Here is a 13,542-nt window from a genome sequence, read left to right as displayed (position 1 = left end):
AAAAACACGCCACTCATTATTGTGACGTGTTCCTTACAACGAAGGGAATATCAACATTCGCTGACCCACTCAAATACGTTAACGCTCGGCCCGGGTTGCTTTTCGCCGTGCCGGCTTCTTGGCAACCCTTCCGTAGACGACCGGCTTGGGCAGATTCACGCGATAATCGATGATGTTACCGTACCCGTCGGTTCGGATCGTGCAGCAGCTGTTCATCAGCTCCCGCACCATTTCCCGGCCCCGCTGGACCCTCGATTTGGCCCCCGAATAGGAGATGCCAAGCTTCTCGCTCAGTTCCTTCTGCGACATCCCTCTCAGTTCGGAGAGCTCAACCGCCTCCCGGTACTTATCCGGCAGGTAAGGAATAACGCCTTTCATCCCGCAGATCGCCTCCTGAGAGTAGTCTTCGCTGTCCTCTTCTACCAAGCTTGGCAGCTGCTCCGGAAGTTCATCCAACCGTCTCTCCTTGCGGAAGTGATCTGTCACCGCATTCCGGGCAATCTGATACAGCCAGGCCCGGAGCCGATCCGGGTCCTGCAGTTCCGGCAGGTGCAGGTAAGCCTTCATGAAGACCGTCTGCACGATATCTTCCGTATCGGGGTGGCGATTCGTCCGGCGCGCGACGAAAGCGGAAATCGGCTCGTGATATTGATCCCACAGCATTTCCGGCGTGATCGCCGGCCGGCAGCTATTGGCCTTCCATCCTGCAGCATCCGTGTATCCGGCCTGATCTTCCGTCATCACGGAATGGTTCACGGCTGTGTGTACCTGTTTCGGTTCATATCCTTTTTCTTGTGCTGGTCTATCCTGCATTCTGACATCTCCTTCCCCGTAGTACACGGCTTTATTATATTTATCCTGCGCTTAATATAAATTTTTTTTCAAAAAAATCCCCGCACTTTTGCGTCTTTGATCGGGGTTCCCCGTCTCCATCAATATAACAAAAACATTCATCGACGTACATTCTCAGAAGACAGACCGCGTTTGCAAAAGAAAGAACGCGTTTGGTGGAAGTTTTTCTTGCGAGATCAAGATGGTATGACCACTGAAGCTTACATTCTGATCTCTTAAAACTAAAACTGGAGGGATAAAAAATGAAATACAATTTGTTGGGAAATACAGGTGTGCTGGTATCGGAGATCGGGCTGGGAGCCATGACGTTTGGCGGCGGCGGACAATGGGGCGTTTTCGGCGGGCTGGGAGAGCAGGACGCTGCACAGCTTGTGTGGCAGGCGCTCGACGCGGGGGTCAACTTTTTTGATACCTCCAACATTTACGCCGGCGGCCGCTCAGAAGAAATTCTCGGCAAAGCGCTTGGGGCGAAGCGGCAGGACGTCATTATCGCCACCAAGGTGAGGGGGCGTACGGGCAGCGGCCCGAACGACCTTGGCTTGTCCAGGCTGCATATTATGCGCCAGGTCGAGGAAAGCCTGAAGCGGCTCGGCACCGACTACATCGACCTGTATCAAATCCATAACCCGGACCAGCTGACCGATTGGGAAGAAACGCTGCGGGCGCTGGACGACCTGGTCCGCAGCGGCAAAGTCCGCTACATTGGCTCTTCCAATATGACCGGCTGGGAGCTGATGAAAGCCCGGGGCATTTCCAGGGAACTCGGCCTGCACGCTTTCAAAAGCAGCCAGTCCTACTATTCGCTGGCCGGCCGTGACATCGAAAGGGAGATCATTCCCGTTCTGAAGGATCAGAACATGGGCCTGCTCGTATGGAGCCCGCTTGCCGGCGGCTTCTTGTCCGGTAAATACGCCCGCACGCGTACCGGAAACAGCGATGACCGGCACACCAAGTTTGCTTTTCCTCCGGTAGATGTGGAAAAGGCGTACTCCATCATCGACGTGCTGGAGGACATCGCAAAGAATCGTGAATCCACCGTGGCCCGCATCGCCCTCGCCTGGGTGCTGAACCAGCCGGCGGTAACCAGCGTAATCGTCGGAGCCAAGCGGCCGGATCAGCTGCAGGACAATCTCGAAGCCAGCGGCATCGTGCTGACGGATGACGAGCTGGCCCGTCTGGATGAAGTGAGCCGGCTGCCGATTGAATATCCGGCGTGGCCCTTTATGGAAGAGGATGATTCGATTATCCGCAAGCACCCTTGAGGCTTGGAGCCGTATGCCATCGAGCTAGGTTTACATGAAGCGGGCCCGCGTATGATCTTGAACAGCCTCTAAATATCGCAAAAAGCCGTGGAGCCCTGCGTCTATTAGCTAGGGCATCCGCGGCTTTTGTGCTGTCCGGACCGGGACGAAACTTCCGTTACACTTCACCCCAGTACAATTCCGTTTCGTAATCGAAGCTGACCTTCCCGTCCACCTGGGTCCGCTCAAACAGCTCTTGCAGTCCCTGCTTCATCTGCGTGTGGTTCGGCTCGCCCTCGGCCGGCACATAGGAAGACGACATGGCCCTGCCGATCAGCTCCTCCACATTAAACAGCTGGCGGTTGGAAAATACGGCGGTATGCATATTCCCATCCCGGAAAAACGGCTGCAGCTGCGCTCCGGAAATGTTTTTGTGGGTCATTTTCTCATAATCCTTACTGTACTGCTTCAACAGCTGCTCGTATCCCTCCAGAAAAGGCGTGCCGCTCGTGAGCCGGGAGTTCCAGATCAGGACGGCTTTACCGCCAGGCTTCAAGATCCGGTGAAACTCCGCCTGTGCGGCCGGACGGTCAAACCAATGAAACGATTGGGCGCAAACGATAAAATCGACCGAGTGCGCAGGCAGTTCGGTATCTTCCGCAGCGCTGGCGTGCGAGCGGTAATTCGGCGACCCGCCAAGCTCTTGCTCCGCCGCTTCCAGCATGGCTGCGTTGGGCTCCACGGCGATAACCTTGCTGCCCCGCTCCAGCAGCAACTTGGAGAAAATGCCGGTGCCCGCACCGATATCGGCAATCACCGAATCGGCCTTCATGCCGACCACGGAGTAAAGGTAATCCACCGCCTCCGCAGGATAGCTTGGACGGTACTTGACGTAGTTCTCCACCCGGTTTGAGAATCTTGCCTTGCTGTCACTGCTCATCATGCTTCACGCTCCTTTAGCATTATTAGATCATGCCTCGCATCGAACCACGAACTTGCATCCTGCTACCTTCTCGATGATATGTTTCATACAATGAAACACAGTTCCATTTAATGCTGTCTTGATTATAGAAAACCCTGCGTTTTGTTGCAAGACCTAATTTAGATAAGCGAAGTCGTCTCACCTGTCGGCAGATCCCCTCAAGCGCCAGACCGCAAGCACAAAAAACCGTCAACCCTGCATCGCAGAGGCTGACGGATTTCATGTTTGTCCTCCGGCCCGCAGAGCCCGGCTGTCTATTTGGCTTCAGTTAGTCCAGCGACACGACAAGGACTGGCCCGACCTACTGCTTCAGTCAGTCCAGCGACACGGCAAGGACCGGTCGGGCCTACTGCTTCAGTCCAGCGACACGGCCACGACGCTCCCCCGGAACAATGTAGCCACCCGGGGTGATTTGCGGGCGACCGCTTCGGCCGAGCACGACGCGTCGACCAGCGCAAGGCTCGCCTCGTCGCCGATCCGCGGCCAAACCTGGCGGCCTTCGGCATCAAGCGGCGTAACTCCGCCCGTGATGTACTGCAGGCCCTGCGCGAGCGCCTGCTCGTTCACCCAGTCGGAGATTTCGGCGAGGCGGCCGGCGCGCTCAAGAATGTCGCCGGTGCCAAACGGCGACCATACGTCAAAGACGTTGTCGCAGCCGACCGACACGGATACGCCCCTGCCTTGCAGCAGGCGTACGGGCGGAAACTTGCGGTTCATCGGCACGCTCGTGATGATGCCGATCCCGGCTTCCGCCAGCATGTCTGCGGCCGCTTCGGCCTGCCCGGCGGGAATGTCGCCGAGGCAGAACGCATGGCTGACTGCGACCTTGCCTGCCAGACCGGCTTCCCGGGTGAGGCTGGCCAGACGCTTCAGCGTAAACAACCCGAGATGATCCGGGTCGTGCAGATGCAGGTCGATCCCCGCGCCTTCGGAGGACGCAAGCTCCACCATCGTCCGCAGGGATTGTTCCACATCCCCGTCGACCGTCGCCGGATCGACCCCGCCGACGAGCGACGCCCCGCTGCGCAGCGCTTCCCGCACCAGCTCGGCAGACTGCGAGCGCAGGAGCCCCTGCTGCGGAAAAGCGACGATTTCATACGTCAGCTTGCCTTCAAACGCCTGCAGCGCCTTCTGGACCTCTTCCATTTGCTTGAGGCCGGCCTCCGGGTAAATGTCCACATGGGTCCGGACGTGAGTGACTCCGGATCGCAATGCCGTCTCCAGATACAGGGAGGCCCGCTCGGCGATGGAAACGGCATGCTCCGCATGAAGGCGCTTTTCCTCGTCCAGCCGGTCAAAAATATGCTTTGCCGGCGTAACCGGCCGCCACTTGGAACCAAGCAGCGTCTTGTCCAGGTGGCAGTGCTTCTCGATAAAAGAAGGAAGCGCCAGATTCGACTTGGCATCCAGTCGCGGCAGATCGTCCGTAATCGCCTGATTTGCCGGAATTTTATCCGCGATCTTGCCGTCCCGGATCAGGAGATGGCACAGCTCCGTTTCCGTGCCGGTCACCACGCCGTTATCGGTTTGGAGTCCGCTCTCCAGGCGGACGTTGGTAAGCCAAAGGGCTAATTGCATCGATATCAACATCCTTTCTATTCTATAGATTGAACTAAAAGTTTCACATTGTATTTAGTTCATTCTGTGGGGTAAAAGAAATTCAAAGAAGTCACGCCATCATGTCTATTTCATACCGAAAACGGGTTTGCCCCGATGCAGCAGAGCTTTCCGCGCTGCCCGCCTTGCCACGGCTTCCGCCGAGCAGCTGGCGTCCACAAAGACGGCGCTGGCCTCGTCCCCCGGCATCGGCCACACCCGGCGGCCTTCCCCGTCCAGCGGGGTCCTTCCGCCGGTCACAAAGCCGAGGCTGGCGCCAAGCGCCGCCTCACTGCCCCAGCCGAAACGCTCGGCAAGCGTTCCGGCCTTCTCCAGGCTGTCCCCTTTGCCGAACGGGGACCAATGATCGGTGATGCTGTCATGCCCCAGCTCCACCCGAACCCCCTGCTTCGCCAGCATCGGGATCGGAATCGTCCGCCCGAGGGGTACGGACGACGTGACCGAGATGCCAAGGTCCGCCATCCGGGCGGCTACCGCAGCCGCCTCCTCCGGCGGAATGTCCGCCAGCGCCAGGGCGTGGCTCACCGTGACTCTGCCCTGCCATCCGGCCTGCTCGGTCAGATCCGCGAGGCGCTGGATCGTAAACACGCCCAGGTGGCCCGGATCGTGCAGGTGCAGGTCGACCCCGGCGTCCGCCTCCACGGCGAGCTCCATCATTGTGTTCAGCGACTTCTCAATGTCGCCGTCCACGGTGGCCGGATCGACGCCGCCTGCCAGGGAAGCCCCGCTGCGCAGCGCCTCCCGCACCAGGCCGGCCGCTTGGCTGCGCAGCAGCCCGTGCTGCGGAAACGCCACGATCTCGAAGGTGGCGCGGTCCTTATAGGTTTCAGCCGCCCGCAGCGTCGCTTCCAGATTGTTCAGCCCCACAACCGGATCGATGTTGCAGTGGGTGCGAAAATGCGTCGTCCCGGACGCAAGCAGCAGCTCGATAAGCCGCTCCGCTCGATGCTGCGCCGTCGGCAGCAGCTTGGGCAGCAGCTTTTCCTCCTCCTCGATCCGGGAGAAGATGCCTTTAGGCGCCGGTCCCGGTGCTTTCCATGGGCCGCCGTAATACGTTTTGTCCAAATGAATATGCATGTCCCGCATCGCCGGAAGCATCAACGCCCCGCCCATGTCCGTGTGGGGGAAGCCGTCCTCCGGCAGCACATCCGCCGGCCGGATTTCGGCGAAGCTCCCCTCGGAAATGCGGATATGGTACAATACGGTTTCCGTGCCGCTGACAGCCTCTCCTTCGTAACGCCAGCCGGTCTCCAACCGGACATGGGTCAGCCATAATGATGAATGTTCCATCAAGCCCTTCCTCCTTTGGTCGTCCTGCGATAGCAGCGCAGACTTTCCTGCCTCATATCCCGTATGCTAACATGGGATTCGATATATGAAAAATATTTATAATATTTGAAATGCAAAGGTTTTATATATACATTGAGCAGAAATGACTGGAGGGATGACCCATGGATATCAGACAGCTGAGGTATTTTACGATCATCGTAGAGGAAAAGCAGATTTCCGCCGCAGCCCGAAGGCTGCACATGTCACAGCCTCCGCTGAGCCAGCAGTTAAAAGCACTGGAGGACGAGCTTGGATCGGCGCTTGTGGAGCGGAGCGGCAAGCATCTGGAGCTGACCGAAGCGGGCAAGGCACTGTACAGCTACGCCCTGAAGCTGCTGCAGCTGATGGATGAAGCCAAGACCGAGGTTCAGGAGATCGGCAGCGGCTTTAAAGGGGTACTCCGCATCGGCATCAACACACTGTCGTCGGTGGACCTCCCCGATACGCTGATGCGGTTCAAGGAGAACTATCCGCAGGTCACCTACAAAATCCAGCAGAACGAATCCGCACAGCTGTGCAGCATGGTCAAGAGCAGGGTGCTTGAGCTTGCGATCATCCGCCTTCCGCTTGCGCTGGACGAGTTCTCGGTGCTTCATTTGAATACAGAGCCCTTTTATCTGATGGCAACCAGGCAGCTTATCCCAGAGCCTCTTGCTCCGGAGATCCCGCTTGATCAGATTCGAAACTACCCCCTAATCCTTCCGAGCACGGAAGGACTCGGCGTCCACTACACTGTCCTGATGGCCTGCGCGAAGCACCGTTTTGAGCCCAGGATCATCGCCGAATGCTCGGACATTCCCCTCCTGCTATCTTTGGTGTCGAGCGGCTTTGGGGCGGCGGTCGTCCCTGAGACGATCGTAAAGCTTCATGCCAGCCATGATGTTCAGGTTGCGAGAATCGCGGACCCGGACTTGTCATCGCCGTATGCTTTGATCTGGCTGAAGGAACACCACCTTTCCCAGGCGGCGCGGCATTTTATTGATATGATCTCCCCGCCTGCATCCAGGGAATGACAGCGTATAAGCAAAGGATTGCAAACAAAAAAGCCCTCCCGCATACCGGAGAGGGCTTTGGCTTGACACTACTTTATGGATAATTGCATGGAATTACCGTAAAAAACGTTGGAATGGCCGCCGCTTCTTTTTTAATCAGTTAAACCCGTCGTATGTCACAAACTCCGCCACCGGCTTCCGGTAGCCGCGCGGTCTCTGTCTGCCCGTATCCTCCTTGCCGATCGTAATCAGCATGGCCGGCACATACCGGTCCGGAATGTTCAGCACCTTCCGCAGCGCTTCCGGATCAAATCCGATCATCGGGCAGGTGTCCCAGCCCCGGTCCTTGGCGATCAGCATAAACAACATCGCGGACAAGCTGGCGTTCCGGATGGCCTCATCCCGCTTGAACGTGTCGCCCCTGCTTTCATACATGTCTGTTACGCTGCTGACCGTTTCCTCAAATTCGCGCTGGTCGATAACGCCAAGGCTGAGCAGCCCTTCGTTGATCGGTCCCACATTATGGTAGGCTTCAAGATCGCCCAATACGGCGATGACGGCCGAGCTCGTTAACACTTTGTACTGCTTGAATGCTGCTTCATGCACCTGTTCCTTCTTCGTTGGATCGATGACGGGAACGTAGTGAGCGTGCTGCAGGTTGAAGGCCGAGGGTGCAAATTTGACGAGGTTGAACATGTCGTCCAGCTCCTGCGGGCTGATGGTTACGCTCGGGTCGAATTTATTGGCGGATCTTCTTGCTTTGACAAGGTCTGTAAAGGACGTCATGCTTTTCGCCTCCGTATGTATAAATTTCCAACTGGCTATGAAGTTATCATATCATACTAACTGTAAAAAAGTAAGTTACAATTCGAAAAATGTTCTGACCTCTGACATATCACCCGCTCCAGTCCGTGAAACGGTCGGCATCGTCCCACAAATGGCAGAACGCCTGCTCAAACTTGGCGGCAACGGCCGCATCCTTGATAATCAGCACGACGTCGTCATTTTCCTGGGCAGAGGACTCCAAATAATTCATCGATCCAGCCTCCACCCGGCTTTGATCCGCAATCAGCATTTTCAGATGCATCTTCCCTTCATGCGCATTCACCTTGACCGGAACGCCGGCTTCCCGGATCCGCTTCAGCGCTTTCTTCTGTTTCCCTTTCTCTTCCGCATGGGCCCGGTCCGTAATCAGCCGTACCTGAACCCCGCGGTCCGCCGCCTCGATGATGGCCGTCACAACCGGCTCGTAGCTGATGCTGTATACGGCAATATCCAGCGAGGATTTGGCCTCCTTGATGAGCTGTATGATCGCTTTCTCCGGACGTTCGCCTTCGCTCGTGAACAGGGCTTGAACGTCAGCAGCCGAGCCTTCTGTTACTGCACCGTTATGAGCAGAGCCTCCTTGCCCTCGTTGTTCATCCGACGCAGCGGAGCAGCCGGAAACGGCAGCACAGAGAAGAATGGCGGACACGGAGCTGTTGATGACTTTCATCGGATGACCTCCTTCAAAACATGGAAATTTTGGCGTACAGGTAGAATAACATTCTTTTCCATCGATTCAAAATTTGCTGAGCAAGTGCGGCATACAGCCCGATTTCATCGCTCGAAGAGCATTCTCGGGCCTTACGTTGACAAAAACGGAACCGACATGAAAAACGGCGGCGCGTCGGTCATCGACAGCGGAAACAGCGCTTGGGCCGGTCCTGTCGGACAGGACATCGAAGGCATCAGCATCATCGCACGCCACGCTTACAGTGCAGCCGAGAACGGCGCTCCCAAGCTGCTGATCAGCGATCTGTATTGGGATTCCAGCGGCTGGCCGTATTATAATTGATCCTTTTTTAACCGTATTTTTCGTTTCTAAGCAGTCAATCAAACCTGACATGGGTTGAAAAGTTCGTGAATGGATTCAATTCAAATCATTTATGACATTAATTTATCAGCAAAAATCGACAAAACCCGAACGATGGTATTGCAAAAATCTCTTTTTTTATGTAATATAGACCTATCTGAACTCCTCATCACCAAAATAATCAACCGTTTGTAGGTGACCAATGGTTCATTTAGATTCCAACGAATTCAAGCAGAAGCTGAGTCAGGTATATAATGAAGTTTCCAAGGAGCTGTTCGGCTTTGGTACTTCTTTATTGAAGACAAGCATTCAGTCCGATGCAATTACCTTGTATGCCAGACACCGTCGGTCTCCCCGCTCCACTGTACTCGAGGGCGAGGTTCCGGCTTTGAAATACGAGGTCGATTTTTACATGTCGATGATTTACAAGAAGAAGCTGAAATCTCGGCTGGAAGAGGAACTGGGACTAAACATCGAGGTTCTCCTTCGGGATTATGATCCCGCCACGCAGTGGGCAGTCACGAACATCATAATGTCACAACCGGAATGACACGGCCCTTTTCTTTTGATTTATCTTAAGGACTGGCCGAACCGTAACAAGAACGGATGCCGCTATTCTTTGTTTACATTGAAAAGCGCTCTAGTTAGAGATTTTCTTCTACCTAGAGTGCTTTTCTTTTTTAGTTTATAGATTTAGTTATAGAATTTGTTTGATTTTTCTTGTGACATGCCAAAATGTCTATTCAAAAGGGGGATACAACAACCGTCCTGCAGGGAAAAACAATCATATACAGCAGAGAAAAAAATTTCCCGGCGGCGGAAGCCCGGCATACGGCCTGCAGCAGAAAAACAAATAAAAAATAAACCATTACAGGAGTGAATCGATTGTGAAGAAACCATGGATTAAAGGACTCATGACTTGTACGCTGGCAGCGCTGGTACTTGCGGGATGCGGAAACGGAGGCAGCGAAGACAGCAGCTCCGGCGGATCTTCCGGCAGTCAGAAGAAGCTGGTCGTATCAACCTGGGGATTTGCCGAGGATTTCTACAATAAAGAAGTGTATGCCCCATTCGAAAAAGAGCACAATGTGAAAATCGTCCTGGAAACCGGCAACAACGCCGACCGCCTGAGCAAAATTTTGCAGGGCAGCTCCGACGTCGATGTCGTCTATCTGTCGGATTACTACGCACAGCAGGGCATTGAAGCGGGAGCCTTCGAAAAGATCGACCGCAGCCGGCTGAGCAATCTTGACTCGCTCTATGATATCGCCAAAGCGCCAAACGGCGAAGATTACGGTCCGGCCTACACGATTGGCCAATTGGGTATCGCTTATGACCAGAAGGCAGCCGGAACGACGATATCCTCCTGGGCTGACTTGTGGAAGCCAGAGCTGAAAGGCAAAGTGACGATGCCGAGCATTACGTCCACCAGCGGTCCGATGATGGTCGACGCCGCTTCCAAGGTAGCTGGAAGCACGGAATTCAATGAAGACAAGGCATTTGGCAAACTGGCCGAGCTCAATCCGAGCGTCGTGAAATACTACAGCCAGACGTCCGAGTTCATCAACATGTTCACGCAAGGCGAAGCCGCTGCAGGACCGATCATGCAAATGTATCTCGGCGACCTGAAGAAGGCCGACCCGAACGTTGAATTCGTAACGCCGTCGGAAGGCGCGTACGCCATCGTCAATACGCTGAACGTCGTCAAAGGAAGCAAAAACAAAGAACTGGCCGAAGACTTCATCAACTGGCAGCTTAGCCAGGAAGTTCAGGAAAAAGCGGCTAAAGCCAAGGTCGACTCTCCTGCCAACCGCAATGTCAGCCTCAGCGCAGAGGAAGCCGCTGCCGTAACGTACGGCTCCAGCGTCGTTGAGAAGCTGCAAAAGCTGGACATGGCGTTCGTCAACAAAAACCTGAAGAGCTGGACGGACCGTTTCAACCGTGAAGTGACGAAGTAACGCCAAGCCTTATTTGTAAATATAAGCAGCCTTACGGGGTTATGATTCAGCAGGGGCTGCCCGCCCCTGCTTTTTATTCACCACTGCCTGGATACAAGGCGGCCCATCCTTCATTTTGAAAGGGGAATCCATGTGAAGAAAGCCATCCTGGATGTCGATACCGGCATTGACGACGCGCTCGGAATTATGCTGGCTGTCCGCAGCGGCGAGCTGAACGTGCTCGGGATTTCGACAGTCAACGGCAACGTGTCACTTACGACTGCAACCCTGAACACTTGCAAAATATTGGACTTCATCAAGGCGCCGGCGTCCATCTCGGTCTATCCCGGGGCATCCTGGCCGCTCCTGCGGGACCGTCTGTTTGAGCACCGCGTGCACGGCGAGGACGGATTGGGCGGCGCCCTCTTGGACATGCAGCCTGCCGACCGGACCGACCCGAATACGTTCGGGCCCGATTTCATCGTGGAGCAGGCCAAGCGCTATCCCGGAGAAATCACGCTGATCGCTACCGGGCCGCTGACGAATGTGGCTCTGGCCCTCGCCAAGCATCCGGGCCTGGTCCACGATATCAAGGAGCTGGTCGTCATGGGCGGTGCGGTCCGTACGCACGGCAACATTACGCCGACAGCGGAATACAACATCCATGTCGATCCGGAAGCGGCGCGCCTGGTCTTTCAGGCCGGATTCCCGTCCCTGACGCTGGTCGGACTCGACGTGACGCGCAAAGCGCTGCTGACCAGCGCGCACATCGATGCGCTCGGCTCCTCGGAGATCGCTGGTTACGTGCGCAAGAGCACATCCGATTACATGGAGCGCTACTATGAGCGCAACGGGGTCCGGGCCTGCGCCATGCATGACCCTTTGGCGGTCGGCGCCGCTATTTGGCCCGAGCTGGTTCGGACGGAGCGTCTATACGTCGATGTGGAGACCCGGAGCGAGCTGTGCGACGGGCAGACGGTGTGCGATTTCCAAAACCGTTTGCAGCGCCAGCCGAACCTGGACGTATGCCTTGATGCCGATTCAGACGCCTTTTTGAACCGCTTTATCGCCGTGCTGCGCGGTGGATCCTACCAATAACAGGAGATTACATTCATGAAAAAGCGATACTTGTACCTGCTGCTCGCACCCGGGCTGCTGTTTCTGACCTTGTTCATGATCGTTCCGCTGATCCTCACGGTCGGCTCGACGCTGTTCAAGGACGGGAGCTTCACGTTCGGCATCTACTTGCAATTTTTCAAGGACTCGTACTTCCTTGATATATTGGGAACGACGCTGCTCGTCAGCGTCGCGACCACCCTGCTGTGCATCCTGATCGGATTCCCGGTCGCCTACTATTTGTCCATGATGCCTCCGCGCAAAAAGGGCATTTTGTTGGCACTGGCGATTTTCCCTCTGCTCACGAGCTCGGTCGTCCGCTCCTTCAGCTGGATGATCATTCTCGGCAAAAACGGTCTGGTCAACAATGTGCTGATCAAGCTCGGCATCATTCACGATCCGCTCAGCATTCTTTATACGCCGACGGCGATGATTATCGGTCTGGTCCATCTGTTCCTTCCCCTGATTCTGATTACGCTGGTCGGGGTGCTGGAGTCCATCGACCACGATTTGGTCCGGGCGGCGCAGAGCTTGGGTGCGTCCAAGCTGACGGCTTTCCGTAAAATCGTCATCCCGCTCAGTATACCGGGATTGATCGTCGGCAGCATTCTCGTGTTTGTGGGCAGCCTGACCGCTTACACCACGCCTGCCCTGCTGGGCGGGAAAAAGCGCGTCGTCGCGACCTTCCTGTACCAGAACGCCATTACGCTGAATGACTGGCAGGCGGCTTCGGCCATTGCCACCATCATGATGATCATTACGTTCATCGTCATCGGGCTGATGAATAAAGCAGCGGCCAAATTCAATCCGAAGGGGTAGAACTATGAAGACCAAAAATCCGGGGCTCGCCCTCTTTTCCTTTATCGTTTACTTGTTCCTGCTCGGGCCGCTCCTGATCATCGCGGTGACGTCCTTCGAGCCGGGAACGGTGCTGAAATTTCCGCCGACTGGTTTTTCGCTGAAATGGTACCAGAATATTTTTGACGTGGAGATGTTCATGTCGACCTTCAAAACGTCGATCATCGTCTCGCTGCTCGGCAACGTGATCGCGATTCTGCTCGGCGTTCCGGCCGCTTACGCCTTGAACCGGGTGACGTTCCGGGGCAAAGACACGCTGAATGCGGTGTTCCTGTCCCCCCTGCTCATTCCGGGGATCGTGCTGGGCTTTACGCTGCTCAAGTACGTCGTTATCACATTCCACTTCCCGATTTATACGTCGCTCCTGATCGGCCATACGATCATTATGCTGCCGTTTATTATCCGGGTCATCGGCTCCAGCCTCGCCAACTTCGATTTCGCGGTCGAGGAAGCGGCGCTCAGCCTTGGATCCAGCCGGCTTGCGACCTTTTTCAAAGTCGTCCTGCCGAACATTAAGTCCGGCATCATCGCTTCGGTGCTGCTCGCGTTCCTCGAATCGTTCAACAACGTGGATATCTCGCTGTTTATGACCGGTCCGGGCGTCAGCACGCTGCCGATTCAAATGCTGACCTACGTCGAAAACTATTTTGACCCGACCATCGCAGCTATCTCGGTCCTGCTCATGCTGATCACGGCCGTGTTCATGTTCGTCATCGAAAGGCTGCTCGGACTAACCTATTTCACCAAACAATAACGAAAGGCG

Annotated in this window: 15 protein-coding genes; 8 read left to right on the top strand and 7 right to left on the bottom strand. The window is 55.6% G+C overall.

Features of this window, described 5'->3' with window-relative positions; translation table 11 throughout:
- Positions 1–78: 78 nt before the first annotated feature.
- A complete protein-coding gene (sigZ, locus tag C7820_RS19200; protein ID WP_258875303.1) occupies positions 79–813 on the bottom strand; it encodes an RNA polymerase sigma factor SigZ in 735 nt (244 codons plus the stop codon).
- A gap of 281 nt (positions 814–1,094) precedes the next feature.
- Between sigZ and C7820_RS19195 the strand changes: the two genes are divergently transcribed.
- Positions 1,095–2,114, top strand: a complete 1,020-nt coding sequence (locus C7820_RS19195) for an aldo/keto reductase (protein WP_116232379.1) — start codon at positions 1,095–1,097, stop codon at positions 2,112–2,114.
- Positions 2,115–2,271: 157 nt separating this feature from the next.
- Here the strand turns inward: C7820_RS19195 and C7820_RS19190 are convergent, their stop codons facing one another.
- From C7820_RS19190 to C7820_RS19180, 4 genes are all read right to left on the bottom strand, one after another.
- Positions 2,272–3,036 carry a class I SAM-dependent methyltransferase gene (locus C7820_RS19190; protein WP_116232378.1) on the bottom strand — a complete coding sequence of 255 codons (765 nt, stop codon included), beginning with the start codon at positions 3,034–3,036 and terminating at the stop codon, positions 2,272–2,274.
- Between the two features lie 22 nt (positions 3,037–3,058).
- The gene (locus C7820_RS33320; RefSeq protein WP_147306286.1) at positions 3,059–3,298 is read right to left on the bottom strand and encodes a hypothetical protein; all 240 of its coding nucleotides are present in this window, start codon (positions 3,296–3,298) and stop codon (positions 3,059–3,061) included.
- A 131-nt stretch (positions 3,299–3,429) separates the two neighbouring features.
- Positions 3,430–4,653, bottom strand: a complete 1,224-nt coding sequence (locus C7820_RS19185; protein WP_116232377.1) for an amidohydrolase — start codon at positions 4,651–4,653, stop codon at positions 3,430–3,432.
- A 105-nt stretch (positions 4,654–4,758) separates the two neighbouring features.
- On the bottom strand, positions 4,759–5,982 hold the full coding sequence (locus tag C7820_RS19180; protein WP_181909114.1) for an amidohydrolase: 1,224 nt from the start codon (positions 5,980–5,982) through the stop codon (positions 4,759–4,761).
- A 161-nt stretch (positions 5,983–6,143) separates the two neighbouring features.
- Between C7820_RS19180 and C7820_RS19175 the strand changes: the two genes are divergently transcribed.
- Complete coding sequence (locus C7820_RS19175; protein WP_116232375.1) at positions 6,144–7,034, top strand: LysR family transcriptional regulator; 891 nt, start codon at positions 6,144–6,146, stop codon at positions 7,032–7,034.
- 135 nt (positions 7,035–7,169) lie between these two features.
- Here C7820_RS19175 and C7820_RS19170 read toward each other — a convergent pair whose 3' ends face one another.
- Both C7820_RS19170 and C7820_RS19165 read right to left on the bottom strand, forming a co-directional pair.
- Complete coding sequence (locus C7820_RS19170; RefSeq protein ID WP_116232374.1) at positions 7,170–7,799, bottom strand: nitroreductase family protein; 630 nt, start codon at positions 7,797–7,799, stop codon at positions 7,170–7,172.
- 109 nt (positions 7,800–7,908) lie between these two features.
- Positions 7,909–8,508: a phospholipase D-like domain-containing protein gene (locus C7820_RS19165; protein ID WP_116232373.1), complete on the bottom strand. Its 600-nt coding sequence runs from the start codon at positions 8,506–8,508 to the stop codon at positions 7,909–7,911.
- Positions 8,509–8,664: 156 nt separating this feature from the next.
- Between C7820_RS19165 and C7820_RS33315 the strand changes: the two genes are divergently transcribed.
- From C7820_RS33315 to C7820_RS19135, 6 genes are all read left to right on the top strand, one after another.
- Entirely contained in the window at positions 8,665–8,850 is a 186-nt protein-coding gene (locus tag C7820_RS33315) for a hypothetical protein (protein WP_147306285.1), read from the top strand.
- A 220-nt stretch (positions 8,851–9,070) separates the two neighbouring features.
- Positions 9,071–9,418: a Na-translocating system protein MpsC family protein gene (locus tag C7820_RS19155; protein WP_076170354.1), complete on the top strand. Its 348-nt coding sequence runs from the start codon at positions 9,071–9,073 to the stop codon at positions 9,416–9,418.
- A gap of 364 nt (positions 9,419–9,782) precedes the next feature.
- Positions 9,783–10,826, top strand: a complete 1,044-nt coding sequence (locus C7820_RS19150; protein WP_116232679.1) for an ABC transporter substrate-binding protein — start codon at positions 9,783–9,785, stop codon at positions 10,824–10,826.
- A 132-nt stretch (positions 10,827–10,958) separates the two neighbouring features.
- Positions 10,959–11,903: a nucleoside hydrolase gene (locus tag C7820_RS19145; RefSeq protein WP_116232371.1), complete on the top strand. Its 945-nt coding sequence runs from the start codon at positions 10,959–10,961 to the stop codon at positions 11,901–11,903.
- Positions 11,904–11,918: 15 nt separating this feature from the next.
- Complete coding sequence (locus C7820_RS19140; protein ID WP_076170355.1) at positions 11,919–12,740, top strand: ABC transporter permease; 822 nt, start codon at positions 11,919–11,921, stop codon at positions 12,738–12,740.
- Positions 12,741–12,744: 4 nt separating this feature from the next.
- Positions 12,745–13,533 carry an ABC transporter permease gene (locus tag C7820_RS19135; protein ID WP_116232370.1) on the top strand — a complete coding sequence of 263 codons (789 nt, stop codon included), beginning with the start codon at positions 12,745–12,747 and terminating at the stop codon, positions 13,531–13,533.
- Positions 13,534–13,542 lie beyond the last annotated feature (9 nt).

It is taken from the genome of Paenibacillus sp. VMFN-D1, assembly GCF_003386155.1.
GTDB classification, from domain to species: Bacteria; Bacillota; Bacilli; order Paenibacillales; family Paenibacillaceae; genus Paenibacillus_AQ; species Paenibacillus_AQ favisporus.
This window is presented reverse-complemented; position numbering and strand designations above follow the sequence as displayed.